Source organism: Pseudoalteromonas sp. SWXJZ10B, assembly GCF_015864475.1.
GTDB lineage: Bacteria > Pseudomonadota > Gammaproteobacteria > Enterobacterales > Alteromonadaceae > Pseudoalteromonas > Pseudoalteromonas arctica.
Genome location: NZ_JADYXD010000026.1, coordinates 19,403 through 44,037 on the forward strand (window position 1 = coordinate 19,403; position 24,635 = coordinate 44,037).

The 24,635-nt window shown below is 38.1% G+C and carries 26 protein-coding genes; 19 read left to right on the plus strand and 7 right to left on the minus strand.

Annotated elements, in window-relative coordinates; translation table 11 throughout:
- Window positions 1–2: 2 nt before the first annotated feature.
- Complete coding sequence (locus I6F54_RS17580; protein ID WP_197142471.1) at window positions 3–575, minus strand: TetR/AcrR family transcriptional regulator; 573 nt, start codon at window positions 573–575, stop codon at window positions 3–5.
- A 104-nt stretch (window positions 576–679) separates the two neighbouring features.
- On the opposite strand from I6F54_RS17580, the gene I6F54_RS17585 reads away from it, so the two are divergent.
- Window positions 680–1,156, plus strand: coding sequence for an HPP family protein (locus tag I6F54_RS17585; RefSeq protein ID WP_197142473.1), 477 nt, complete (start codon window positions 680–682; stop codon window positions 1,154–1,156).
- 31 nt (window positions 1,157–1,187) lie between these two features.
- Here the strand turns inward: I6F54_RS17585 and I6F54_RS17590 are convergent, their stop codons facing one another.
- Window positions 1,188–1,529: a hypothetical protein gene (locus I6F54_RS17590; RefSeq protein WP_002961684.1), complete on the minus strand. Its 342-nt coding sequence runs from the start codon at window positions 1,527–1,529 to the stop codon at window positions 1,188–1,190.
- A 150-nt stretch (window positions 1,530–1,679) separates the two neighbouring features.
- Between I6F54_RS17590 and I6F54_RS17595 the strand changes: the two genes are divergently transcribed.
- Window positions 1,680–2,432 carry a Nif3-like dinuclear metal center hexameric protein gene (locus tag I6F54_RS17595; RefSeq protein ID WP_010555099.1) on the plus strand — a complete coding sequence of 251 codons (753 nt, stop codon included), beginning with the start codon at window positions 1,680–1,682 and terminating at the stop codon, window positions 2,430–2,432.
- 24 nt (window positions 2,433–2,456) lie between these two features.
- On the opposite strand, the gene I6F54_RS17600 is transcribed toward I6F54_RS17595, so the two are convergent.
- The 3 genes from I6F54_RS17600 to I6F54_RS17610 form a co-directional block, all read right to left on the minus strand.
- A complete protein-coding gene (locus I6F54_RS17600; RefSeq protein ID WP_165740294.1) occupies window positions 2,457–3,221 on the minus strand; it encodes a YdcF family protein in 765 nt (254 codons plus the stop codon).
- A 54-nt stretch (window positions 3,222–3,275) separates the two neighbouring features.
- Entirely contained in the window at window positions 3,276–4,163 is an 888-nt protein-coding gene (locus tag I6F54_RS17605) for a LysR family transcriptional regulator (RefSeq protein WP_002961689.1), read from the minus strand.
- Window positions 4,164–4,575: 412 nt separating this feature from the next.
- Entirely contained in the window at window positions 4,576–6,945 is a 2,370-nt protein-coding gene (locus I6F54_RS17610; RefSeq protein WP_197142475.1) for a GGDEF domain-containing protein, read from the minus strand.
- 290 nt (window positions 6,946–7,235) lie between these two features.
- On the opposite strand from I6F54_RS17610, the gene pyrC reads away from it, so the two are divergent.
- The 9 genes from pyrC (at window position 7,236) to I6F54_RS17655 (ending at window position 16,107) form a co-directional block, all read left to right on the plus strand.
- Window positions 7,236–8,288, plus strand: a complete 1,053-nt coding sequence (gene pyrC / locus I6F54_RS17615) for a dihydroorotase (protein WP_165740288.1) — start codon at window positions 7,236–7,238, stop codon at window positions 8,286–8,288.
- Between the two features lie 440 nt (window positions 8,289–8,728).
- A complete protein-coding gene (locus I6F54_RS17620) occupies window positions 8,729–8,932 on the plus strand; it encodes a cold-shock protein (RefSeq protein WP_002961702.1) in 204 nt (67 codons plus the stop codon).
- Between the two features lie 1,097 nt (window positions 8,933–10,029).
- Entirely contained in the window at window positions 10,030–10,800 is a 771-nt protein-coding gene (locus I6F54_RS17625) for a DUF3450 domain-containing protein (RefSeq protein ID WP_024590812.1), read from the plus strand.
- Between the two features lie 6 nt (window positions 10,801–10,806).
- Window positions 10,807–12,171, plus strand: coding sequence for a MotA/TolQ/ExbB proton channel family protein (locus I6F54_RS17630; protein WP_007583865.1), 1,365 nt, complete (start codon window positions 10,807–10,809; stop codon window positions 12,169–12,171).
- Window positions 12,171–12,695: a MotA/TolQ/ExbB proton channel family protein gene (locus I6F54_RS17635; protein WP_002961709.1), complete on the plus strand. Its 525-nt coding sequence runs from the start codon at window positions 12,171–12,173 to the stop codon at window positions 12,693–12,695. The genes I6F54_RS17630 and I6F54_RS17635 overlap by 1 nt, the downstream gene beginning before the upstream one ends.
- A gap of 14 nt (window positions 12,696–12,709) precedes the next feature.
- A complete protein-coding gene (locus tag I6F54_RS17640) occupies window positions 12,710–13,114 on the plus strand; it encodes an ExbD/TolR family protein (RefSeq protein WP_007583867.1) in 405 nt (134 codons plus the stop codon).
- Window positions 13,114–13,731: an energy transducer TonB gene (locus tag I6F54_RS17645; RefSeq protein WP_165728220.1), complete on the plus strand. Its 618-nt coding sequence runs from the start codon at window positions 13,114–13,116 to the stop codon at window positions 13,729–13,731. The genes I6F54_RS17640 and I6F54_RS17645 overlap by 1 nt, the downstream gene beginning before the upstream one ends.
- Before the next feature lie 11 nt (window positions 13,732–13,742).
- Window positions 13,743–15,002 carry a tetratricopeptide repeat protein gene (locus I6F54_RS17650; RefSeq protein ID WP_197142477.1) on the plus strand — a complete coding sequence of 420 codons (1,260 nt, stop codon included), beginning with the start codon at window positions 13,743–13,745 and terminating at the stop codon, window positions 15,000–15,002.
- 61 nt (window positions 15,003–15,063) lie between these two features.
- Window positions 15,064–16,107: a hypothetical protein gene (locus I6F54_RS17655; RefSeq protein ID WP_165742005.1), complete on the plus strand. Its 1,044-nt coding sequence runs from the start codon at window positions 15,064–15,066 to the stop codon at window positions 16,105–16,107.
- A gap of 16 nt (window positions 16,108–16,123) precedes the next feature.
- Here I6F54_RS17655 and I6F54_RS17660 read toward each other — a convergent pair whose 3' ends face one another.
- Together I6F54_RS17660 and I6F54_RS17665 are read right to left on the minus strand one after the other, a co-directional pair.
- The gene (locus tag I6F54_RS17660) at window positions 16,124–16,450 is read right to left on the minus strand and encodes a TraR/DksA C4-type zinc finger protein (RefSeq protein ID WP_024590816.1); all 327 of its coding nucleotides are present in this window, start codon (window positions 16,448–16,450) and stop codon (window positions 16,124–16,126) included.
- A 61-nt stretch (window positions 16,451–16,511) separates the two neighbouring features.
- Window positions 16,512–17,492 (minus strand): tRNA-dihydrouridine synthase, encoded by a 981-nt coding sequence (locus I6F54_RS17665; RefSeq protein WP_007583877.1) that lies wholly within the window; start codon window positions 17,490–17,492, stop codon window positions 16,512–16,514.
- A 225-nt stretch (window positions 17,493–17,717) separates the two neighbouring features.
- On the opposite strand from I6F54_RS17665, the gene I6F54_RS17670 reads away from it, so the two are divergent.
- From I6F54_RS17670 to recR, 8 genes are all read left to right on the plus strand, one after another.
- Entirely contained in the window at window positions 17,718–18,191 is a 474-nt protein-coding gene (locus I6F54_RS17670) for an HvfA family oxazolone/thioamide-modified RiPP metallophore (RefSeq protein WP_197142479.1), read from the plus strand.
- A gap of 69 nt (window positions 18,192–18,260) precedes the next feature.
- Window positions 18,261–19,118, plus strand: a complete 858-nt coding sequence (locus I6F54_RS17675) for an HvfB family MNIO-type RiPP peptide maturase (protein WP_165728225.1) — start codon at window positions 18,261–18,263, stop codon at window positions 19,116–19,118.
- A gap of 36 nt (window positions 19,119–19,154) precedes the next feature.
- Entirely contained in the window at window positions 19,155–19,907 is a 753-nt protein-coding gene (locus tag I6F54_RS17680; RefSeq protein ID WP_165728226.1) for an HvfC family RiPP maturation protein, read from the plus strand.
- 72 nt (window positions 19,908–19,979) lie between these two features.
- Window positions 19,980–20,102: a hypothetical protein gene (locus tag I6F54_RS20440; RefSeq protein WP_002962301.1), complete on the plus strand. Its 123-nt coding sequence runs from the start codon at window positions 19,980–19,982 to the stop codon at window positions 20,100–20,102.
- Between the two features lie 169 nt (window positions 20,103–20,271).
- Window positions 20,272–20,817 carry an adenine phosphoribosyltransferase gene (apt, locus tag I6F54_RS17685; protein WP_007584093.1) on the plus strand — a complete coding sequence of 182 codons (546 nt, stop codon included), beginning with the start codon at window positions 20,272–20,274 and terminating at the stop codon, window positions 20,815–20,817.
- Window positions 20,818–20,820: 3 nt separating this feature from the next.
- Complete coding sequence (gene dnaX / locus I6F54_RS17690; RefSeq protein WP_197142481.1) at window positions 20,821–23,346, plus strand: DNA polymerase III subunit gamma/tau; 2,526 nt, start codon at window positions 20,821–20,823, stop codon at window positions 23,344–23,346.
- Window positions 23,347–23,406: 60 nt separating this feature from the next.
- Window positions 23,407–23,733, plus strand: coding sequence for a YbaB/EbfC family nucleoid-associated protein (locus I6F54_RS17695; RefSeq protein ID WP_002962306.1), 327 nt, complete (start codon window positions 23,407–23,409; stop codon window positions 23,731–23,733).
- 7 nt (window positions 23,734–23,740) lie between these two features.
- A complete protein-coding gene (recR, locus tag I6F54_RS17700) occupies window positions 23,741–24,349 on the plus strand; it encodes a recombination mediator RecR (protein ID WP_165728228.1) in 609 nt (202 codons plus the stop codon).
- The last annotated feature ends 286 nt before the right edge of the window (window positions 24,350–24,635 follow it).

Below are 24,635 nucleotides of genomic sequence, written 5' to 3' on the forward strand. Positions count from 1 at the left end.
TTTTAGCTTTGTATTATGTGTTTTAGCAACGCAGTGCTTGGCATAATAAGTGGTTGAGTATGCATGACACGTGCTTGGCATATAAGTCCTTCCTTTAGAATAAATAATGTTTGTGCGACATTTTCGGCTTTAGCTTTATTGTTTTTTAGCTGAGGAGTGGCAAGTAAAGCGTTCAATATAATTTTAAGTACAGCTTGTTTATGTGCTTTACACTTTATTGCAATAGTATGCGCTGCGAGTGGATATTCTGCTGCTGCGTTTATAAAAAAGCACCCATTAAAATCGCCCAATTCCGGCACTGCACTATTAAACCAGCTCGTTAACCCTTTAAATAATCCATTAGCAACGTCAAGGGCACTTTGTTTTTCACAGACTTGTTCTAGCCAATTATTAAAGTTTTTATCACGCGTGGCTAAGCAAGCAAGTATTAGCTCATCTTTGCTTGCGAAGTGATTATAAAGCGTTTTTTTAGCGATACCTGAAACGGCTAGAATTTCATTAATACCCACAGCATGTAAGCCTTTGCTATAAAAGAGATTAAGTGCTGTTGTAATAATTTGCTCTCGTTTATTCATAAAACCCCTTAAATATTAGCTGAAAGGTATCTTGACATAAGTAGACAGACTTGTCTATCATTGCCAGGTAGACAAGTTTGTCTACTCTTATTTAAGGATGTAGCATGAATATTGAAGATATTAAATTAGCCTGTGTTGCTGGCTTTTTTTCAGCGCTAGTATTGGGTTTTTTATCTTGGCTAAATAATATAGGAGGCTATGGACTGTGGTTAATGGCACCTTTTGGCGCAACGGCAGTACTTGTATTTGGCATACCAAATAGCCCATTAGCACAACCAAAAAATGTGATTTTTGGTCATCTTTTAACAGCATTTGTGGGGATCGTTTTTGTAACTTATGTTGGTGACGGTAGTGTATCTATTGCATTAGCTGTTGGTTTTGCAATTACACTCATGATGCTCACTAAAACAGTGCATCCTGCGGCGGGTGCTAACCCTATTCTGATTATTGTATCTGGACAAAGTTGGGACTTTTTAATTATGCCAGTATTAGTCGGGACGATGTTCATTGTTATTTGTGGCTTTGCTGCAAAGTGGTTACTGTCTTCCTCGGTAAATCGCGCACATAAAAAAACCGCTTAACGCGGTTTCTTTTAAAAATCATAAATGTTGATTAAACAACACCACGCGGTAAGCGACAGTCATGATCTTTACGAGCTAAAATTACAATCCAAAGTTCTTCAGCTGTGTAACCTTCTTCGTTTTCGGTAACAACAGTGAATGGCGCTTTTTTCTGTGCTTTAACAGGCGCAGCTGCTTTTGGTTTTTTCGTTTTAGTTGTTTTACCAGAGTTTAACTTTTTAGTAAGCTCTGCTACGTCAGCTAGGCGTAAATTTTTACCGCCATCAATGCTGTACCAACCAGGTTTAGTTGTGATTTCAGGTTTTTTACCATTGGCAGTTTCGTACGCTGCTTCAAAGGCAGATAACACTTCTGTTTTGTCTAGTTTGCTCATCAGAGACCCTATACGTTGTGAACACAGATAAAGAAGCCGTATTTATACCTATTTTAAAACAGTTTTTCAATTTTTTGCGATTTTCCTTCCATTTTAGAGCTATAAACGCCAAAATTTGCACAAAATTCAGTGCTAAGTAAGGTAAGTTATATGCAACGTAGAGAATTTAACCAACTCCTAAATGACATTTTAAAACCTCAATTAATTAAAGATTTTTGCCCAAATGGCTTACAAGTTGAAGGTAAAAACGAAATTAAAAAAATTGTGACGGGTGTAACCGCAAGTCAAGCATTAATAGATGCTGCCATTGAGCAACAAGCAGATGCTATTTTAGTTCACCATGGATTTTTTTGGAAAGGGGAATCCCAACCAATAACGGGAATGAAAAAGCGTCGTATAGGTGCGTTATTAGCACACGATATTAATTTATTTGGCTATCACTTACCACTCGATATTCATCCAGCAGTTGGCAATAACGCGCAACTAGCAAAGTTATTGGATATTGAAATTGAAACAGGGCTAGAGCCAACTTCAAATAGCGTAGCAATGAAAGGGCGTTTAAAAACACCATTAAGTGGTGAAGATTTTGCAGATAAAATTGCAAAAGTGCTAAATCGAACCCCACTCACAAGTTTAGTACGTTCAACAAAAATTGAAACCATTGCACTGTGCACCGGTGGTGGGCAAGGGTATATTGATTTAGCTGCAGAGCAAGGCATTGATGCCTACCTAACAGGTGAGGCATCGGAGCAAACTATTCATAGCTCTCGTGAGCAAAATATTGATTTTTTTGCAGCTGGGCACCATGCAACAGAGCGCTATGGCGTAAAAGCTTTGGGTGAGTTGCTTGCTCAAGAACATGGCTTTGACGTCACGTTTATAGATATAGATAACCCTGTTTAGTAGTATCTGTTTCTTAGTGAAAAACTAAAGCGCTTCTGGGTTTGCCCAGCGGCGCACTGTGATCCATGCATTTCCAATTACTTCATGAGCATACTGCGTTACTACCATTAAAGCCTGAGCATTAGGTATAAATTGTTTATGCCACGGTAATACAGCAAAGTTATGGTAATCAGTGGCTGCGGTTATTACTTCAATACCTTGAGCATTAAATAAGTCTTTGGCGCGAGGCATGTGCAGCACAGATGTTACTAGCGCGACTTTAAAATCAACTAATTTAGGTGCTAATAATTTAGCTTCTGCTGCGGTATCCATCGCTTTTGGGTTTTGGAATATACGACTCTTATTAACACCTAAACTAATTGCCGTTTGATACATAAGCCCGCTATTAGTGGTATTTTGATAACCCCCGCCTGACACTATAAGCTCTGCATTAGGGTAGTGCTTTGCTAGCTTTACACCTTCTACTAAGCGCGTTAGCGCACAATTGCCTAATTGATTATTAGCACTGAGTGCAGGATTTGGGTTTATATCGCAACCTAGTACAACTATTTTGTCTATTTTTGGATGCTTTAGGGTATTAAATGCAAGCGACGCAGGTTCATTATTTTGGATAATTAAATTGGCGATAAAGGGTGTGCTCAATGCAAGTAATACAATTAAGCTTAAAGTAGATAAGAAGAGAGCTGATTTGCGGCCTTTAAATGCGAGTAGGAGCATCAGGCACGCAAATAAACCAAATAGAGGCAGTGGCATAAGTAAGCCACCAATCATTTTTTTAATAACAAACATAAGAGTTAAACGCTGTAGAGTTAATTACAGCGATATTACTCATTATATTGATGATTATCGACCGTTATTTAGCTTACACGTATTTAAAAAGTGACGATAAACAGGGTTATCTTTCATGTCTTTTTTCATCGCTAAATACATAGGACGAGTAAGGCCAAGAGCGCCCAAAGGAATTGATTTAATTAAGCCTTGGCTTTCATAAGGTGTAACTAGCCAATCAGGTAAAGCGGCAACGCCCATGCCGGCACTTACTAGTTGAAAAATAAGTAATCCTTGATCAACCGTTTTTAACGTACCGTCAAAACGTGCATTTTGAATGAAATGCTTAAATATATCTTGGCGTTCACGCGGGATAGGGTATGAAATAATAGTTTCGTTTTTTAAATCAAGCGCTGTTACATACGCTTTTTTAGCAAGTTCATGATCCGGTGCCACAATAAGCTTCAATTTAAAATCAAATAAGTGCGCGTATTCTAATGTGTCGGGTTCACGTATGTCAGATGTTAAAACTAAATCGAGCTCATCGCTTAGTAAGTCAGGAATAGCGTCGTAACTAAAGCCGCGCTCGTAATCAATTTTTATATCAGGCCAAAAGTTATTAAATTCTTTAATAGTAGGCAATAACCAATGAAAACATGCATGGCATTCCACACTTAAACGCAGTTGAGAAATAGGCTGATTTAAGCTTTCTTTCAAACGGCATTTAGTCGCTTCCATTTTTGGTAATATTTCGTGAGCTAATTCAAGTAATAGCATTCCCTGAGGGGTAAAGCGGACTGGTTGAGTTTTACGCTCAAATAATTGGCAATCTAATTTATTCTCTAAATCTTTGATTTGATGAGATAAAGCAGACTGTGTCAAAAATAACTCTCGTGCCGTATTAACCAAAGATCCTGTTTCTTTTAGGGTTGCTATGGTTTTTAAATGTTTAATACCAATCATCTTTAAAAATTCTCATGGGAAAAGTGAGTTCAGCTCAGATTAACCACATACTACGCCTATACAAAAAACGTTTCAACGTCTAGATGGCTAAAAGTTTGCGATTTATTGTGGTTTATTGCAGTTTGTTGCTATGAATCGCGAAAATATTAGAATTAGTAACGATAAAAGTCATTCAAAAACTGGTTTGATGAGTTTTAGATGAGTTTGCTTCATGTTGTATTTTAAGTATATCGATTGCGGTGTGCTTCACCTCAGTGTGAATTTTGACTATATAAATAACTGTGTGGGGTGGGGAATGGTTACTTTAGGTTGTGGTTTAAAAACTAAAGTCATTTTGCTTTTTAGCTTTAGTTTAGGTCAATGGATGAGTATATACGTAATACCTAAGCCAGCGACCAACTCGCTGGCTCTTTTATAAGGGCTTATTAATAAGTAATATGGCTTCTTTGGCTGTGACCGGTTTTGACTTTAAAAAACCTTGGCCATAGTCGCACGCGGTGGATTGTAAAATGGCTAATTGTTCAAGTGTTTCTATCCCTTCAGCAACAACCTCAAGTTTTAATGATTGCGCAAGTGATAAAATGGCTTCAACAAGTGGGTTGGTGGAATCTTGTAGGTGGTCAATAAAGCTTTTATCTATTTTTAAAATATGAATAGGCAGTTGGTGCAAGTAGCCCAGTGCTGAATAACCCGTTCCAAAATCGTCAAGGCACAATTTTACTTTTAAAGGTGAAAGACCTTCTATTATTTGAGTGGCGAGTTCTAGATTTTCTATTAAGCCTGATTCGGTAATTTCTAAACATAAAGAACCCAGAGGTAATTGGTATTTATTATAAATAGAATGTATTTGCGCTACAAAATCGAGGCTTGCAAAATGTCGTGACGATACATTAACCGTTACTTTCAAAAAGCGATGACCTTGCTGGTGCCAATTAGAAATCTGCTGAGCGGCTAAATCAAGTAAATGTAAATCAAGATTTATAATTTGCCCTGTAGTTTCAGCTATCGGTATAAAGTCATTAGGTGGTACAAATCCTTTTTTAGGATGATGCCAGCGCACAAGTGCTTCAAATCCGACAACTTCACTTGTGGTAATTGTAAAAATTGGCTGAAAATAGAGTTCAAATTCGTTGTGTTCTATACCGTGTTGCAAGTCGTTTTCGATATCGGCATGGGTTTTAAGTTTTTTACGCATCGTGTTATTAAAAAACTTAACTTGTCCACGCCCGGTGGATTTTGCTTCATACATAGCAGCATCAGCTTGTTGCAGTAATATATAAGCTTGATCGTTTATGTTGTCGGTATAGGCAATACCAATACTAGTAGAGGCTTGAAGTAAGTGGCTATCTACATTTAGAGGTTTTGCTAATGCGCTTTTAATTCTGTTTAAAGCTTCATTAACTTGGTTTTTATGTGTAATATTTTCCATGAAAATAGCAAATTCATCACCGCCTAAACGAGCAAATGTATCGGTGCTTCGTACTGTACTTTTAATTAAGTCGCATATTTTTATAAGAAAATGGTCTCCGACCTCATGCCCCAGCGAATCATTAATACTTTTAAAACGGTCAAAATCTAGATACAGCAGGGCATGGCTAGTACTTTTTTTAGCGCGCGTTAAACGTAAAATAGCATGCTTTATTCTCTCAATGAGTAATGAGCGGTTAGCAAGGCCGGTAAGCTCGTCATGCAATGCTTTATGCTCGAGCTCTTGTCGGGCTAGTTGTCTATCAATTGCCATACTTATTTGACGACTTACGTAAGTTAGAAGAGCGCTGTCGTGTTCGTTGTATTGCAGTGTTTTATCGTAGCTTTGTACAACAATAACACCGCTTATACGATCACTTGTTTTAAATGGAACACCCAACCAAGACTCTGATTGTCGACCTATCATTTTAAAATCACCGTTATCAATATGACTTTGAAAGGCATCTTTATTGAGTAATAAGGTTTGCTCTGTTTGCAGTAGGTAATATGAAGCAGTGTCTTTTAGCTGTTCTTTAGATATTTTTTGATGTGTTTTAGTGTTTATGCCTTCTTCGACTATATAAACAAGGTCAAGTATATCTACTTTTTTGTCATATAAAGCGATAAAAAAGTTATCAGCACGAAGTAAGTTATTGATAATTGAATGCAAGGCTTCAAAGAAGGTATCTAAGTCGTTAGCTTTGTAGGTTAGGTTAGCTATTTGTAATAAGCTATTTTCTAATTTTTGTGCGTTGTTAAGTTGCTCAACTGTTTTTTGTAAGTTATTTACCGTATTTACCTGGTTAATTTTAGCACTGAGTAAGTGGGCAACTGTTGTAAGAATTTCAAGGTGTGCGTTTGTAAAGTAGCCTTTAATAGGGTGCTCACAATCAATAACACCTAAAACTTGTTCTTTATATATAAGAGGGACGCATAGTTCTGATTGGGCAGGGCGCTCATCTGCGATATAACGGCTATCTTTTGTTACATCATCGATAACTACGGCTTTACCAGTAGTTGCAACAGCTCCAGTAATTCCTTCACTAAAACGTATTACTTTACGTTCGGCTTGATATTTGTCTCGGGCGTGAGCAATACCCATCGATGCAACTTGATTTAATGTATAAGCATTGTTATCGGCAAGGTAAATAACGCAATCAACAAATCCTAAACGGTTAACAACGTGCGTTGTAACATACTCAAATAGCTCGTCTAGTGTGTCTAGTTGCAATAAGCTTGATGAAAATTGATTAATAATACTCAGTTGATCAGTTTTTATCTCAAGTGCTCTTGAGGCATTATTTTTGTAAGGCATAGGCAATTTATATTATTCTTTTTATTTTTAAATACGTAGCTAAGTTAACCTAATCTTAGATTTTGTACAAAATAAAGCGATGAGTGGTTTTAATTGGCTGTAAATTATTATGACGAATGACTTTAATTAATTGTAAGTAATAACAATGGCTAATCCCAATTGAATTGGAGTATTAAGCTTTAATTACACAACTCGGTAATGTCATCAACATATGCATTATTTTTAATAAAATCTTTACTCGAAAACATCATATGCCTATGATCGGATAAATTCAGCCTTGGAACAAAGTAATGACAAGCAATAATACAAACTCTGTAACAACCCTTACTATCACTCGCCCAGATGACTGGCATGTACATTTACGTGATGGCGACCAGCTAAAGGATACTGTACGAGACATTAGCAGATACATGGGTCGCGCTATTATTATGCCAAACCTTGTTCCGCCGGCAACATGTACTGATACCGCTCTTTCTTATCGAGAACGTATTATGGCAGCAGGCCCACAAGGTGCCTTTGAGCCTTTAATGGTACTTTACCTTACTGATAAAACGACACCAGATGAAATAAAGAAAGCAAAAGCAACGGGTAAAATAGTAGCTGCAAAATTGTATCCTGCTGGCGCTACAACCAATTCTGATTCGGGTGTTACATCAGTCAAAAATATTTACCCGGTTTTAAAAGCAATGCAAGAAGTAGGTATGTTGCTGTTAGTACACGGAGAAGTTACTGATTCATCAATCGATATTTTTGACCGTGAAAAAGTATTTTTAGAGACGATTTTAGGGGATGTGGTAAGTGACTTTCCTGAACTTAAAATTGTACTAGAGCATATTACAACTAAAGATGCAGTAGAGTTTGTAGTTAATGCACCTAGCAATGTAGCAGCAACAATTACAGCTCATCATTTACTTTATAATCGTAATCATATGTTAGCGGGTGGAATTCGCCCACATTATTACTGTTTGCCAATCCTCAAACGTAACATTCACCAGCAAGCATTAATGGCCGCAGCTATAAGTGGAAATAAAAAGTTTTTCTTAGGAACTGATTCTGCACCACATTATAAAGATAAAAAAGAAGCTGCTTGTGGTTGTGCTGGTGCATATACGGCTCATGCCGCTATTGAGTTATACGCTGAAGCATTCGAAGACGCAGGAGCTTTGGACATGCTTGAAGGATTTGCAAGCCACTTTGGTCCTGACTTTTATGAGTTGCCGCGTAATGCCGATACAATAACATTACAAAGAAAACCATGGGACGTACCTGCAAGTTATACCCTAGGCGACTCTGAAGTTGTGCCTATAAAAGCAGAAGATACTATTGATTGGTCTGTTAAATAGTTAATATTTTATATTTAAACCAAAAGCCGCTTAATTTTTAAAGCGGCTTTTTTGTTTGTATTTTTGATGTTATTGAAGCGTTGTTTGACAGTATTGCTGTTGTAGAGAGCTTTTATACGCGTTTATAGCAATATATATTACAATAATACTTTATAGTTTTTGCTTGGAAATTAGTCAGTTAAAGGCGATTTAAAACAAATTTATATTTTTAATAAATAATTCCCAATTAATAGAGCGAAAAAAAATATAATGTGTTAATCTTACCTTGCTTTGAGTTTTTATGTATTGAATTTACGGATATTGTGCTGCGTTTAAGGTTACCGGTTAGGTTATTACTTGTTCCTGTACTGTACCTCCATATTTTTGAGCATTGACTCAGGGAGGATATTGCCATAATAATATGGCTGAATTTTAATTATTGACTTACAGGAAAATTTAGTATGTCGGTTACTGGTAAAGTAAAGTTTTTCAACGAAGCTAAAGGCTTTGGTTTCATTGAACAAGAAAATGGTCCTGACGTGTTTGTACATTTCAGCGCAATCACTGGTTCTGGTTTTCGCACTCTTAGCGAAGGTCAAGCAGTGACATTCAGCATCAAACAAGGTCAAAAAGGCCCTGAAGCTGAGAACGTAGAAGCAGCATAATTTATTATGTGAACTCTAGTTCATCTTGGTGAAGCAGGTCTCTGTTTCACCATAATTCCTCTCTATGTACATAATTAATAAAATCCTTCTTTTTAAATCCTTGAACACAAATTTCATATATTCTTAAATCTTCTATTTTAATACAAACCCAAAATTCAATTATCTGAATAACTTATACAATCGAACCACTTTCTATCGCATTTAAAACATCCCTTACAATTTATCCAACTGATCCGATACTTATATACATAAAAATGATGCCAAATAACAATCTGTGTAAATTTTAGTGTAAGTCTTGCTAGTGCAATCAGGTTGAAGTTTTGTACTTTAACTATAAATGGGCAAGGGAACCTCTATAGGCCTCTGATAGCTTATTATGGAAGCGTTAGGCATCATTTATAGTCCATTATTATTAAAGTTGAGCAACTTTTTGTGATTAACTTTGTTACTAAATAAATTTAACTGTTAAATAGTATTAATGAGCACTCTAAAGCGGTAAATGTAACTCGTCTAATTATCGAAAGCTATTTGGCTATTTCAGGCCTTGCTAAAAGAAACTTATTATTACTATTTATGGGAAACACGTTTTATAAATGGCTTTAGGTATTGCGTGCATAAAGCAAGGTGGGCGGTATTAGAGATTATCCAGTGTTGTTTTTTTGTGCGACAAATGGTTTGTTTTTTCAGATGAAGTGTTATTGGGGAGATAAAATGTGCTGAAATCGTTTAAAAAATAACTTTTGTTATATCTATCTATATTTTTTTTTGTTTTTTTTCAGTGCGAATTCAGCTTTGGCTAAATGTTGCAATAATGTTGTTTTATGTCAGTACAATGCGAATAAATACACCCCTCAAAAGGCTTTAATCGAAATATTAAGCAAAAGCTTAGTTGCAATAATGTTAACAGTTGTGTGCTAGTACTTTTGTTTAAGCATTAACTTAGCTATTTATTTGCAGAGATTAGTAAACATCAAGTTGACAGCGCTAATTGCATTTAGCATTATTGGAAGGTTGATATCTATTAAAAGATATCAGGGTTGTTCTCTTCGGAGGATAATTAAATTATAAAAGTAACATTACTTAATTGGTTGGGAACTATGTCTGTTAAAATCAGAAAGAGTCTTGTAGCAACTGCGTTGGTTGGCGCATTTGCATTTGCAAGCAGCAATGTGATTGCAGATCCTTTGAATGACGTGCAAAAAGCAGGTCAACAAATTCAAAAGGCTGCGGTTAAGTCTCAAACTAAAATTGACAATGTATATGGTCAAACTCAGGAGCTAATCGCTGAGTACCGTAGCGTTGTTGATGAGACTGAACTTATGAAAGTGTATAACGATCACGTGTCGCGCTTGGTTGATAGCCAAAACGCGTCTATTGAATCGTTTGATCGTCAAATCGCTACGATTGATAACACGAAACAAAACGTTGTGCCTTTGATGTATCGCATGATCGATACGCTTGAGCAATTCATCAAAGCGGACGTTCCATTTAATCTAGAGACGCGTTTAGGACGTGTTGAAAGACTACGTGAAATCATGGTTTCTGCGTCTGTAACGACGTCTGAAAAATTCCGTCAAGTACTTGAAGCTTACACTATTGAAACAGCATACAGCTCACTTGTATCTGCTTCACAAGGTACACTAGAAGTTGATGGCAAAAGTATTAACGTTGATATCGGTCAGTTAGGTCGTATTACTTACGTTGCTCAGTCTTTTGACTTGAAACATGCTTGGGTGTGGGATAACAACACTAAACAGTGGAAAGAATTAGGTGAAGAATACCTAAAACCTGTTAAAGAAGTTATTCGTATGGCGCGTAAGCAAGCGACATTAGAACTTGTTAAACTACCTATCTTTGGCGCGGAGTAATCAATAATGAAGAAACTATTTAAAGGTTTTGCTGTTGCCGCAGTACTAACTGTTTCTGCAGGTACCGCGTTAAATGCACATGCAAATACTGGAGCTCTAGATAAAATACTTGAGCAAGTAAAGCAAGAGCGTATCTCTGAAGGTAAAATCGATAAGAAACGTGAACAAGAGTTCTTATCAGATCGTGCTGACAAGCAATCTTTACTTAATAAAGCTAAAAGCCAACTTGCTTCTGAGAAGTCTCGTGGTGAAAGCTTAACTAAGCAATATGCACAAAATGAAAACACGTTAGCTGAAAAAGAAGCCGCTCTTCAAAGTGCTCAAGGTACTTTGGGTGAGATGTTTGGTGTTGTACGTCGTGCAGCTCAAGACGCTATCGGTTCTATCGAAGCATCACTAGTTAGTGCTGAGAAACCTGGCCGTGCTGAAATCTTACGTTCATTAGCTGCTGCTAAAGAACTTCCTACAGTTCGCGAACTTGAAGAACTTTGGATTTCACTTCAAACAGAAATGACTGAATCAGCTAAAGTTTCAACTTTTGAAACTGAAGTTGCTGGTCTTGACGGTAACCCGTCAATGAAGAAAGTAACGCGTATCGGTAACTTTAACTTAGTTACAGACGATGGTTACTTAATTTATTCACCAGAAACTAAGTCTATTCAGCCTCTAGGTAAACAGCCTGATAGCTATATTTTAGACGGTATCACTGATCTTGAAAATACATCACCAGATAACTACGCTGGTGTTTATATCGATCCGACTCGTGGTGCTATCTTACGTATCAACACTCAAAAAGCGACACTTATGGAATACTTCCATCAAGGTGGCGTAGTTGGTTATATCATTACAGCTTTACTAGCTTTAGGTATGCTAATTACTCTAATTCGCTTTGTTGACCTTACACTTACTACTAGTAAGATTAAGAGCCAGCTTAAAAATGTTGCTACACCGAATACAAATAACCCACTGGGTCGTATTCTTAAAGTGTACCATGACAACAAGAACCAAGATGTTGAAAACCTTGAGCTTAAACTTGATGAAGCGATTCTACGTGAAACGCCACGCATCGAAGCTGGTATCAACATAATTAAGATTCTTGCTGCAATCGCACCGTTACTAGGTCTACTAGGTACAGTAATCGGTATGATCTTAACGTTCCAAACAATCACATTGTTCGGTACGGGTGATCCGAAGATCATGGCAGGTAACATCTCTCTAGCACTTGTAACTACAGCGCTAGGTCTAATTGCTGCATTACCACTAATTCTACTTCATGCTCTTGTAGCTGGTCGTAGTAAGTCGGTATTACACATCCTTGATGAGCAAAGCGCGGGTATCGTTGCTACTCACGCGGAGAAGGAGAAAGCCTAATGCTAGTCCTGATGGAGATATGGGAATCTATCAGGGATTTTGTTGGCACAGGCGGCCAGGTTTTATACGTGGTCGCGATAGCACTCTTTCTGATGTGGGTTTTAATGATTGAGCGCTATTGGTTTCTACTTGCAGAGTTTCCTCGCACAGCGAAAGAAATTGTAGCAAAGTGGGATGCCCGCCAAGACACTACGTCTTGGTACGCACACAGAATCCGTGAAGCATGGATTTCTGAAGCGTCTGAAAAATTAGATCAGCGTATGTTGTTGATTAAGACATTAGTAGCTGTTTGTCCTTTAATAGGCTTACTTGGTACTGTTACTGGTATGATCTCGGTTTTTGAAACCATGGCCAACCAGGGTACGGGTAATGCACGCTTAATGGCATCAGGTATTTCAATGGCAACAATCCCAACAATGGCTGGAATGGTTGCGGCACTATCTGGAGTATTTTTTAGCTCACGTCTTGAGACAAAAGCTAAAATGGTGAAAGCCAAACTTATTGATAGTATGCCTCATCACTAGAGAGAGAATTAAATATGGCACGTAAACAACGTTTTCGTGAAGAAGAAGAAGCAGCGGTTGATATGACGCCAATGCTTGACATCGTATTTATCATGCTTATTTTCTTTATCGTAACTACATCGTTCGTTAAAGAGGCTGGTATCGAGGTCAATAAACCAAAAGCTGCCCAAGCTACTAAGCAAAAAAATGCTAACATTTTTATTGCTATTCGTAGTAACGGCGAAATCTGGGTTGATAAACAACAAATTGATGTTGAACGTATTTCAGCAAAAATTGAAAGTTTATTAGCAGAACAACCTACTGAAGTTGTGATTATACAAGCTGATAAAGAAGCTAAACACGGCACAGTGGTTAAAGTTATGGACCAGATTAAAGCGACGGGTGACAACCTTAGAATTTCAATAGCTGGAGATCAGTAATGATTCGTTTTCTGTTTTCACTGATTGCAGGTGGGGCAGTTACTTTCGGCTTGTTCTACTTCATGGCCTTCCTCATCTCTGGTGGGGCTGACCGTAATACGGAACAAAAAGAGCAGATCATAGTCGAAATAATGACGAATCCGCCTGAATCTAAGGTGCAGGAGAGGAAGCGTGTACCGCCTCCTCCTCCACCACCGCCAAAGCAGCCGCCTAAACCGCAGCCGCCACAGCCGGAAAATAATAATCCAAACCCTGGTGCTATGTCATTTAACATGGGTAGCATTGATGTTGGTAGTTCAGCTGGTGGACTAAGTGGTCCTGGTGCATTTGGACGAGATGGTGATGCGACACCTATCGTTCGTATAGAACCAAAATATCCAACGCAAGCAGCACGTGATGGCAAAGAAGGTTGGGTACAACTTTCATTCACAATTGATGAGTTAGGTGGAGTGATTGACGTTGAAGTAATTGACGCAGATCCAAAACGTATCTTTGACCGTGAAGCTAAACGCGCACTGCGTAAGTGGAAGTACCGTCCTAAGATCATTGACGGAAAACCACAGAAACAACCAGGTTTACAAGTTCAATTAGACTTTAAACTTAACCAAGGCAACTAAGGAGGCGAGTAATGAGAAATTTTTCTAAAGTAACTGCTCTTGCGATTCTTATGTCTGTGTCGGGTGCTACTTTAAGTGCATCTGTTTTAGCAGCGCCAGATTACGCAAAGATTGAAGAGCGTAAAAAAGCAAAAACTAAAATCATGGGCGAGCGTACTGGTAAAAAGGTAATTAAAGCATTTGACTTGTACAACGAAGAAAAAGTTGATGAAGCAATTGTTTTGCTTAGAGAGATTGAACCTTCGAATGACTTTGATAAAGCGACCGTAAATCGTTACTTAGGTAGCATGTACGCTCAAAAAGAAAAGTATGACGAAGCGATTAAGTACTCTAAGCAAGCAGTTGCCCCTGATGTTTTAAACTTTGCTGATCAAGAACAGACTCTAAAACTGTTAGGCGATTTATACGCCGGTACTGAAAAGTATCAAGAAGCCAAAAAAGCTTATGTAGCTTGGATGGACTTCACTGGCCAAGAAGATCCTACGGTTTATACACGTATCGCTCAAGCTAACTATCAGTTAGAGGAATTTCGTGATGTTTTTGAACCAGCAGATAAGGCAATTAAACTTCAAAAAGAACCTAATAAAGGTCCTTACCAATTAAAACTGGGTGCATACTTTGAACTTAAAGACTATGCAAACATGGTTAAGATTGGCGAAGAGATTGTTCGTGTATGGCCTGATGATAAAAAAGCTTGGGTTAGCTTAGGTAAATATTACCTACAAACCGAAGACTATCAAAAAGGTTTAGCAACGATGGAAGTTGCTTACAAGAACGGTTACTTTGAAAATGAAGTTGAGTATAAAGTCTTATCTAACTTTTACTCTCTAAACGAGATCCCTTTTAGAGCAGCTGTAACGCTAGAAAAGGCCGTTAAGAGTGAAAAAGTAAAACGTACAAAGCAGAATGTTAGCGCGATTGCTAGTAACTATCATCGCTCTAAGGATCTAGAAAAAGCTGCTAAGTACTACGAAGAAGCTGCTAAATTTGATGACGACGCTGAACTTTACCGTAAAGCTGGTTCATTACTTTTACAATCTGAAAAATTCAGTGCTGCTGTTGTTCGTTTGAACAAAGCATTAGAGCTTGGCTCTGACAAAAAAGGTACTATTTATTCAGATTTAGCTGAAGCGTATTACTATCAAGGTAAGTATAAGCAAGCATATGCTGCAATTACTAAAGCTATGGATGACCCTCGCACACGTAAGTTTGCAAAGGGTTGGTCTACATATATTAAAGATAAAGCCGCTCGCAACGGTGTTAAAATTTAATTTTAATTAGCTAAAGCAACTTATAAAAAGCCCCTCTGGGGCTTTTTTTATTGGAACTACTATGTATAAAAAGCTCTCTTTTTCATTACTACTGTGCTTATTTTTAGCTGCATGTTCAAAGCAGCCTCAACCTTATGAGTCATTTGAAGACGCACAAGTTGCTTTAAAAACTTTAAACATGGCACTTGTACAACCAGACGCTAAAAAAATCGATAGGATTACTAAAGAGCAATTGGTCTTTTCTGATGCGTATTTAGTTAAACGTCATTCTATTTATCAGAACCTAATGGGTATGGAGCTTAATCTCAATCAAATTGCACAAGTAAACTACTTGGTTATTGCAGAGCGCTTTCCTGAGCGCTATTTTAATTGGCCGGCTCAAGTAAACGTATTAAAAAACATGCTTGCTTTTGAGGGGTCAAAAAGTACGCCGGATAATATTATTACTTGGCTTAAGTTAACCCAAGATACGCTAGACAGTGCTAAACAAAGCAATTTAAAGCTGAATAAAATTGAGCTCACACTACTACAAAGCTATGTATTGAGTGCGATAGGTAGTAATGACGTTCAACCAGCGCTTAAGAGTCATATAAGAGCTTTTAGCGATTATTTAGCTAGTTACAAGCCTAGAGGTAGTGTTGGTCTGAGAGGCCTGCCAAATGGGTCACAGTGGTATCAGAGCAAACTCAATTACTTTAGTGGCGAAGTACATTCACCGCTAGAGTGGGTTACTCTTTTAAATGAAAATATAAAAGTATTAGATCGTGTTGCAATCGATAGTAAATTGTCTATTTCTCATAAAAAATCGTTTTTAGTGCAGTATCTATCGAATGAAAAATTAATTGAAGGGCTTGATTGGCAGGCTGATTATCACGACTTACCTGCAATGGCGAGTAATATGAACATGTCTGATAAAGATAAAACATTGATGCTTGCAATGATGGAATCAGATATTGGCATTCATTACCATGCGTGGACTTTGCCACAGGCAAAGGTAAATCTTATGAAACGCTTAGAAATCACCCAAGAAGAGGCTCAATATTTAGTTGAAGATATAATACTCTACCCAGGGCAATCATTTAGCTTTATACAACAAATTATATAATGATTTGAAAGTGCGCTTATTGTGCGCACTTTGTACACCGTTGAGTTGCGGGGTCTAGTTCAAGTGATTTGGCTGGTATTTTTTCTTCACAGTCGCAGCAGTAGCCATATTGCCCAATTTCTATTTGGCTGACCGCCGCTTCTAATTTAGTCATGCGACTGATCAAAAACGCATACTCAGGACCTAGCTTCTCTGCTGCACAGTCTAACCATTCATTGTTTGCTGTATTATCTAAAATTTGTATTAAATGCTGATGTGTAGGGTAGGCTGATTTAGAAAGCATAGTTAATATATTTAATTTAATTTGTGCTATTTCATCGTTTAGTCTTTTTTGATGATGCATTATCAGTACAACCTTATTAAATTGGCTTCACGTTATACTGATATTATCTAGAGGCTTTAGGTTAGCCGTTATGATTTGAATCAAGTTGCGGTGCTTTGGCGTATTTATTTAATACGCTTGCCACATCTTCTTTACTTTTTAAACGCCTGATTTCATCAAATAAATCGATCGCTTGCGGGTATTGGCGTTTAAGGTAACCTAGCCATTGCTTTGTACGAGAAGCAAAATACTTTTCATCTTTTGCAGGGTCTTGATGAATAGCAGAGTGGATTAAGTGATAAATAATATGCTCCCATTGAAGGCCATCATATTGTTCATTATTTACATGAGCTTTAATTTTTTTTGCTAAATCAGGGTGTGAAAGGGCGCCACGACCAAGCATCAAATCAGTACATCCACTTCGTTTTTGGCAAAGCATTGCGTCCTCAACTTGCCAAATTTCACCATTGGCAACAACGGCAATATTTTTATCTTTTATTATTGGTGGAATTTTTTCCCAATAAGCTGGCGGGTTATAACCATCACGTTTGGTTCTGGCGTGTATAGCTACACTATTTGCGCCTGCGCTTACCACAGCATCAACAATTTCTTGGCTGTTACTGTCGTCATCAAAGCCTAAGCGAATTTTTGCACTTACTTCATGTTTATCATCTACAGCATCTCGGACTGCTTTAATAATCGTATACATGTGGTCAGGATCTTTAAGCAGTACAGCACCCCCTCGACTACGATTAACGGTTTTTGCTGGGCAACCAAAGTTAAGGTCGACCCCATGAGATCCTAAAGCAATTGCTCTTACTGCATTTTCGGCTAACGGATTTGCTTCTTGGCCGAGTAATTGAACACGCACAGGAGTACCTGCTCGCGTAAATCCATTATTATGTAGTTCAGGGCAAAATCGATGAAAAACTTTATCAGGTAAGCATGTTTCAACCACTCTTACAAACTCGGTAACGCACAAATCGAACCCACCAATGTCTGTGAGTAATTGGCGCATTTTAAAATCAACGACACCTTCCATAGGTGCTAAAACAAGTTTCATAAAGTGATTAATTTTGATAAAAAACTGGACGCATAGTTTACCTGTAAATCACACATTGATAAATCTGTAATTACCAACCATATTTAATGTAGAAACCGCAAAAGTAAATATTATGAAAATAAATGAAAGTTTTTATTCTTGTACAGGTCTACTTAAGCATACAAGCAATTTAAAATACATTTTTATTGCTGAGATTTACAATACTTGATTAAAGAGAGTCACAAAATGAATACAGTTAAAAAAAATACAATCGCGTTAACTTTAGGTGCAGTAGTTGTTGGCTCTGCAAGCTTTGTATCTGCAGATGTACAAGCCAACCCATTTGAGTTTCAACAATTAGTGACAGGTTACCAACTAGACGCTAAAGAAGGTAAGTGTGGTGAAGGTAAATGTGGCGGCGATGCAAAAGATGCAAAAGCTAAAACAGAAGGTAAGTGCGGCGAAGGTAAATGTGGCGGCGATGCAAAAGATGCAAAAGCTAAAACAGAAGGCAAGTGCGGCGAAGGTAAATGTGGCGGCGATGCAAAAGATGCAAAAGCTAAAACAGAAGGCAAGTGTGGTGAAGGTAAATGTGGCGGCGACGCAAAAGATGCAAAAGCTAAAACAGAAGGCAAGTGTGGTGAAGGTAAATGTGGCGGCGATGCTAAAAAAACTAAAAAAGAAGGTAAGTGCGGCGAAGGTAAATGTGGCGGTCGTTAATATCTTATTCTAAATAAGTTATGCTAAAAGGGCCTTAAGGCCCTTTTTTGATAAGTTAGAGGTAGAGTTATGACACAAATCCAGAGTACAGATTTCGGGATGGTGGGCCTTGGCCTACGACGAGAAATGCTTGATGAACTGCTTGAACACGTACCTAATCAAGTAGATTTTTTGGAAGTTGCACCAGAGAACTGGTTAAAACTAGGTGGGCGCTTTAAAAAGCAATTTAGAACATTAACAGATGCAAACAATTTTGTGTGTCATGGATTATCACTGTCTATCGGTTCACCCGAACCACTGGATGTTGAATTTGTTAAGTCTTTAAAAGTTTTTTTTGAAGAGCACAATATAAAAATCTTTAGTGAGCACTTAAGTTACTGCTCTGGTACAGGCCATATGTATGACTTAATGCCTATTCCGTTTACACAAGATGCTATAGCACATGTTGTCCCTCGCATTAAACAAGTACAAGACATACTTGAGCAGCAAATTGCGATAGAAAATGTTTCCTATTATGGCGCTCCTGGACAGCAATTATCAGAGCTGGAATTTACAAATACCATTTTAGAGCAAGCAGACTGCAAGCTTTTACTGGATGTGAATAACATTTATGTGAATTCGATTAATCATGGCTATAACGCACAAGCGTTTTTAACTGGGTTACCCTCTAATCGTATTGCCTATGGGCACGTTGCAGGCCATTATAATGAGGCTGATGACTTAATAGTGGACACACATGGTGCTGATGTCATTGATCCTGTATGGGAGCTACTGGATAAAGCATATAAAGTGCATGGCGTATTTCCAACCTTGCTTGAGCGCGATTTTAATATCCCTACAATGAATATTTTAACCAAAGAGTTAGATATAATTCATGAGCTACAAGCTAAACACATTACTTCAATGGTTTCAAAACAACGAGCTTAATATAAGCCTTTATAAATATTAAAAGAGTGCCTGGTTATGAGCTTTATTGAAATACAAAACGAATTTATGGCGCATATTCGCGAGCCTAAAAAAAATAAAAAGCCCAGCGGTATCGAAGACCGACGTATGGCCATTTATCGCGACCTATTTTTTAATAACATTGAAGGTTTTATATCATCAGGTTTTCCGGTATTAAAAACCTTATATACAGACAAGCAATGGCTGGTCCTTGTACGCCAATTTTTTAGCGAATATGATTGTCATTCGCCGTACTTTTTAGATATAGCAGGGGAGTTTATTAATTACTTATCAAGTGATTATAAAATGAAAAGATACGATCCCGTGTTTATGCTAGAACTTGCACATTATGAATGGGTAGAGCTAGATGTATCGATTGCACACGAAGATGAGCAAGAGCAAAAATTACAAACAACAGCGCTTACTAGTTCTGCTTTGTATTTATCGAAAACGGCAAGAAATTTAAGTTATCAATTTCCGGTTCAAAATATTAGCAATCACTTTAAACCAAAAGAGCCTTCACCTCAGCCTAATTATTTTGTTGTATATAGAGATGAAGATGATGACGTTCAATTTCTGGCTACGAATGCGATGACTGCTTTGTTACTATCAATTATTGAGGCAAGTGATGGAGCGACATTTGACGACGTTTGCCAACAGGTATTCGCTCATGCACCACAGTTTAATGCAGATCAAATTGCTCAAGGCGCATTGGTTACCCTCAATGCAATGGTTGAACGCGGTGTAATTGTGACAAAAAATCAAGATTAAGGTCTTTATTGATGATTTTACATCGTCTATTATGGCAGCCTTATTTGTCGTGCTTAATAAAAGGTTGTACCAATGTCAGATGATAAAGACTTTAAAGATCCGTTCAACGCTACTTATTTTCTTGCTTTCTTAGCTGTATTTGCAGGGATTGGTTGTTTAAATGCAATATTAGGCTGGATCACTAGCTTAACTTAAAATGCATAGCGTTTATTAAGGCTGTTGCTTACTTCAGCCTTGAACCACTTTATTTTAATTACCCCCCATAGTTAATACTTCTTTTATAGTAACGCCAAACTCGCAATTAAAGGTTAGTTAAGGTTATAATCACCTGCTTTGTAATATAAACAATTGAGCAGTTAAAATTATGACTCAAGTAACACCAGCAATTATCAAAAACAGCATAACTACAATTGCTGATTATCCAAAGCCGGGCATCATGTTTCGCGATGTAACCACTTTAATGGCAAATCCAGAAGCCTTTAAAGCAACTATTGACGCTTTTATCGCAGAATATAAAGATCAGGGTTTTACTAAAATAATTGGCACAGAATCACGTGGCTTTATTTTTGGTGCGCCGCTGTCTTACGCATTAGGCATTCCGTTTATCCCAGTTCGTAAACCAGGTAAGTTACCACGCGAAGTTATTCGTCAAGATTACTTACTTGAGTACGGTGAAGACACGCTAGAGCTGCATGTTGATGCAATTGTACCTGGCGATAAAGTATTATTAGTTGATGACTTATTAGCAACTGGCGGCACAATTGAAGCCACAGCTAAATTAGTTCATAAACTAGGTGGCGAAGCCACAGATGCTGCATTTGTTGTATCACTACCAGAACTTGGTGGCGAGCAGCGCATCAAAAAAATGGGTATTAAAATTCTAAAATTGGTTGAATTCGAAGGCGAGTAATCGATGAGTTATCAGGTTCTAGCGAGAAAATGGCGTCCTCAAACCTTTCATGAATTGGTTGGGCAGTCTCATGTTAAGCAAGCGCTTGTAAATGCGCTTACACAAAATAGACTGCATCACGCTTATTTATTCACTGGAACCCGCGGTGTAGGTAAAACCACTATTGCGCGTATTTTTGCTAAAAGCTTAAATTGCGACGAAGGTATATCTGCAAATCCGTGTGGCCAATGTAGCAGCTGTTTAGATATAGAAGCAGGGCGCTACATTGACTTACTCGAAATAGATGCGGCTTCTCGTACAAAAGTAGAAGACACCCGCGAAATACTCGATAACGTTCAATATGCACCAACACGTGGACGTTATAAAGTATACCTAATCGATGAAGTTCACATGCTTTCTAAGCACAGCTTTAATGCGCTTTTGAAAACGCTTGAAGAGCCACCAGAGCATGTGAAATTTTTATTGGCGACGACCGATCCTCAAAAACTACCAGTTACTATTTTATCTCGCTGTTTACAATTCAACCTAAATGCCTTGTCGCAAAGTGAAATTAAAACACAGCTTGAACACGTACTTACTCAAGAGCAGCTTAGCTTTGACACTGATGCACTTAGCATTATTTCAAAAGCCGCTGATGGCAGTATGCGTGATGCGCTTAGCTTAACTGACCAAGCTATTGCACAAACAAATGGTGATATTAATAATCAAGCAGTACAAACAATGCTTGGTTTAATGGATACTCATTATAGCCAAAGCTTGCTTGCAGCATTACTTGCACAAGATGGCGCTGCGCTAATGGATGAGATTGCACAGGTGGCAAGTCGTAATCCTAATTATGTTGCATTGCTTGATGATTTAATTGCACTTACGCATTTGACCCAACTAACCCAGTTAGTGCCAGAAGCGGCAGGGCTAGATGAAAAAAATGTAGATTATATTGCTCATGTTGCACAACATACGAGCCCACAACAAATTCAAATTTATTATCAGTTACTGTTAAATGGTAAAAAAGATTTACAATGGGCACCAGAGCCTCGTTTAGGTTTTGAAATGATAATGCTAAGATTATTAGCATTTAAGCCTACAGACGCTCAACAAACTGTACACACAGTAAACGAAGAGCCGGCCCCAAATAAACAAGGCCGCGCAAATGCACTGCGAGATATATTAAATAAAAATAAAACATCGCAAAACACTGTAGCTAGCCAAAGTAGTGTCCCTGTAAATAATACTAAGCCAGTTAGCAATACAGAGCAGCCTAAATCCCTTGAGATAGAGCCTTTACCAAATGTTGCCGCTCAGACATTGAATAATGATGTCGTACAAAGTAATAATGAGCCAACCCAAGTTGCAGTAGAGCAACCGGTTCAACAAAGTGAAAACGCTATTGAACAACAGGCTTCAGCTAATGAGCAACCACAAACCAATGTTGTTTCGGATGCTCAAGCCCAGCGCCAAAGTGAAGATGAAGCTTACATGCAACATAGTGATGCTGAGCAAACGTTAGCTTCGCAGTTTGATGATATAATGAGTAGCGCTGTAGATCAGGGTTTTAAACCTGCACCTACTGCAAACTCAGAGTCTTCACCAGAGCCCTTAACAAATCACAATGCAAGTACGCCAATAGCTGAACAAGAAGCGCAGGCGCAATCTGCCATTGCTCGTATTTTACGCGACAGAAACATATCGGGTGCGGGTAGGTTATCAGGCAAGAGTACAAGTACATCTGCAAATAATGTAGCAGTGCAGCCAAGCCAAGCGCCTGCTAAAAAGCCAGAACAGCATCCAAGAATGCCTAAAGCCCAAAGTGTTCATCAAGGTAGTGCAGATACAAGTGCAAGTGAGCTTAATAGCCCTTCAGGTAATGCGTCTGGCGATATCCCTCCTTGGGAAACTGATAGCGAAGGTGAGAGTGAAAAAAAGCATGAGCTCCCAGTAACAGGGGGCCAAACTCAGGCACATAATCACTCCAACATAAAGCCAGCTAGTAATATTGATTTTAAAGCAAAGCACCAAACAATTACTGAAAATCTTGCGCCAGAATTACTTGAGCAAATAAACCCTCAAAAAGCGCCTGAAATAGCGCCAGAGGAAGTAAGTATTCCTGCCCCTGATGATTTTCAAAGCCCAATTAGTGAAATTAGATTTGCACATCAACAAGATGAATGGGCTTATTTAATTAAACGTATGGGACTGGGTGGTCGTATGCGCCAATTTGCATTGCATTCAATATTTACCAAGCAAGGCAACAGTTTACATATAGACGTTGATGAATCACAAAAGCATTTAGATACACCGATGCTTCGCCAAAGATTAGATGCCGCATTGTCGAGTATTTATGAGCATAACGTGTCGTTAAGTATTAATTTTGCTAAGGGAGTTATTGACTCTCCTTATCTTATTCAGCAAAAAATTGATGCAGGTCGTCATCAACAAGCAATCGATGTGATCACATCTGATGAAAACATAGTACAATTTCAGCAAGTATTTAGCGCCGAAATTGACGAAAACAGTATTCAGGCATTGTAATTACTTACAATCGCCCTTATGTTCATGTTAATTAATGTATTAAAAGAAAGAGAGAAAGTTATGTTTAAAGGTGGAATGGGCAACATGATGAAGCAAGCGCAGCAAATGCAAGATCGCATGCAAAAAGCCCAAGACGAAATCGCAACATTAGAAGTTGTTGGCGAAGCCGGTGCCGGTTTAGTTAAAGTAACCATGCTTGGTAACCACAATGTACGTCGTGTTCAGCTTGATGAAAGCCTTATGGAAGACGACAAAGACATGATTGAAGACTTACTTGCAGCAGCATGTAACGATGCTGTACGCCGTGTTGCAGAAGAAACACAAGAGCGCATGGGTAAAGTAACTGGCGGTATGCAATTACCACCAGGTATGAAAATGCCGTTTTAAGTAAATAATGCAACTTTCAGATAGTTTAAATCAGCTTATAGAAGCACTGCGCTGTCAACCGGGCATTGGTCCAAAGTCAGCGCAACGTATTGCTTTTCACTTGCTTGAGCGCGACCGAAAGGGAGGCACTCAGCTTGGTAATGCATTGACTAAAGCAATGACAGCCATAGGGCATTGTCGGTCTTGTCGTACTTTTTGCGAACAAGCTCAGTGCGATATTTGTTTAAGTACAAAACGCCAAGACAGCGGCATATTATGTGTTGTTGAATCGCCTACTGACGTGCTTGCAATTGAGCAAACGGGTCAGTACTTAGGGCTATACTTTGTTTTAATGGGTCATTTATCGCCAATTGACGGTATCGGCCCTAAAGAAATTGGCTTAGATGTTTTAGAGCAAAAACTTGCTCAAGGCGGTATTAATGAGGTTATTTTAGCGACTAACCCTACCGTTGAAGGCGACACTACTGCTCATTATATTGCTCAGCTTTGTCATAAATATAAAGTAGGTGCTTCGCGTATTGCTCACGGTATTCCTGTGGGGGGCGAGCTTGATTTAGTAGATGGTAGAACGCTTATGCATGCTTTTAGCGGCAGGCGTTTAGTTACACAAGACTAACTCTAAGTCACTATTTGAAAAGATATTATAAAAGCCTACATGATTAAATTATGTAGGCTTTTTTGTTTTTAAGGTAAGCTTAGAAGCAATCTAATACCAATCCGCAATAATACTTAATCATTTTGCGGGGCTAAACGTGTCGCTACCTGCGTTAAAAAATTCTCATTTAGAACAACTAAATAGCGAATTTTTTGCCTAGCTATCAACACGTTTTTCCGCCCTCAAAATAGATCATTTAATTAAACAAATTGGTATAATATATTTTTGGGCTATGTCTCTAATTAGT

Bases quoted from the DNA above. Each gene is read 5' to 3' on its own strand.
- I6F54_RS17620 (WP_002961702.1), top strand. From the start codon at position 8,729: ATGTCGGTTACTGGTAAAGTAAAGTTTTTCAACGAAGCTAAAGGCTTT.
- I6F54_RS17625 (WP_024590812.1), top strand. From the start codon at position 10,030: ATGTCTGTTAAAATCAGAAAGAGTCTTGTAGCAACTGCGTTGGTTGGC.
- I6F54_RS17660 (WP_024590816.1), bottom strand. From the start codon at position 16,450: ATGCATCATCAAAAAAGACTAAACGATGAAATAGCACAAATTAAATTA.
- apt (WP_007584093.1), top strand. From the start codon at position 20,272: ATGACTCAAGTAACACCAGCAATTATCAAAAACAGCATAACTACAATT.
- I6F54_RS17590 (WP_002961684.1), bottom strand. From the start codon at position 1,529: ATGAGCAAACTAGACAAAACAGAAGTGTTATCTGCCTTTGAAGCAGCG.
- I6F54_RS17600 (WP_165740294.1), bottom strand. From the start codon at position 3,221: ATGTTTGTTATTAAAAAAATGATTGGTGGCTTACTTATGCCACTGCCT.
- I6F54_RS17655 (WP_165742005.1), top strand. From the start codon at position 15,064: ATGTATAAAAAGCTCTCTTTTTCATTACTACTGTGCTTATTTTTAGCT.
- I6F54_RS17665 (WP_007583877.1), bottom strand. From the start codon at position 17,492: ATGAAACTTGTTTTAGCACCTATGGAAGGTGTCGTTGATTTTAAAATG.
- I6F54_RS17695 (WP_002962306.1), top strand. From the start codon at position 23,407: ATGTTTAAAGGTGGAATGGGCAACATGATGAAGCAAGCGCAGCAAATG.
- dnaX (WP_197142481.1), top strand. From the start codon at position 20,821: ATGAGTTATCAGGTTCTAGCGAGAAAATGGCGTCCTCAAACCTTTCAT.
- recR (WP_165728228.1), top strand. From the start codon at position 23,741: ATGCAACTTTCAGATAGTTTAAATCAGCTTATAGAAGCACTGCGCTGT.
- I6F54_RS17630 (WP_007583865.1), top strand. From the start codon at position 10,807: ATGAAGAAACTATTTAAAGGTTTTGCTGTTGCCGCAGTACTAACTGTT.
- I6F54_RS17605 (WP_002961689.1), bottom strand. From the start codon at position 4,163: ATGATTGGTATTAAACATTTAAAAACCATAGCAACCCTAAAAGAAACA.
- I6F54_RS17610 (WP_197142475.1), bottom strand. From the start codon at position 6,945: ATGCCTTACAAAAATAATGCCTCAAGAGCACTTGAGATAAAAACTGAT.
- I6F54_RS17595 (WP_010555099.1), top strand. From the start codon at position 1,680: ATGCAACGTAGAGAATTTAACCAACTCCTAAATGACATTTTAAAACCT.
- I6F54_RS20440 (WP_002962301.1), top strand. From the start codon at position 19,980: ATGTCAGATGATAAAGACTTTAAAGATCCGTTCAACGCTACTTATTTT.
- I6F54_RS17670 (WP_197142479.1), top strand. From the start codon at position 17,718: ATGAATACAGTTAAAAAAAATACAATCGCGTTAACTTTAGGTGCAGTA.
- I6F54_RS17645 (WP_165728220.1), top strand. From the start codon at position 13,114: ATGATTCGTTTTCTGTTTTCACTGATTGCAGGTGGGGCAGTTACTTTC.
- pyrC (WP_165740288.1), top strand. From the start codon at position 7,236: ATGACAAGCAATAATACAAACTCTGTAACAACCCTTACTATCACTCGC.
- I6F54_RS17680 (WP_165728226.1), top strand. From the start codon at position 19,155: ATGAGCTTTATTGAAATACAAAACGAATTTATGGCGCATATTCGCGAG.
- I6F54_RS17650 (WP_197142477.1), top strand. From the start codon at position 13,743: ATGAGAAATTTTTCTAAAGTAACTGCTCTTGCGATTCTTATGTCTGTG.
- I6F54_RS17640 (WP_007583867.1), top strand. From the start codon at position 12,710: ATGGCACGTAAACAACGTTTTCGTGAAGAAGAAGAAGCAGCGGTTGAT.
- I6F54_RS17675 (WP_165728225.1), top strand. From the start codon at position 18,261: ATGACACAAATCCAGAGTACAGATTTCGGGATGGTGGGCCTTGGCCTA.
- I6F54_RS17635 (WP_002961709.1), top strand. From the start codon at position 12,171: ATGCTAGTCCTGATGGAGATATGGGAATCTATCAGGGATTTTGTTGGC.
- I6F54_RS17585 (WP_197142473.1), top strand. From the start codon at position 680: ATGAATATTGAAGATATTAAATTAGCCTGTGTTGCTGGCTTTTTTTCA.
- I6F54_RS17580 (WP_197142471.1), bottom strand. From the start codon at position 575: ATGAATAAACGAGAGCAAATTATTACAACAGCACTTAATCTCTTTTAT.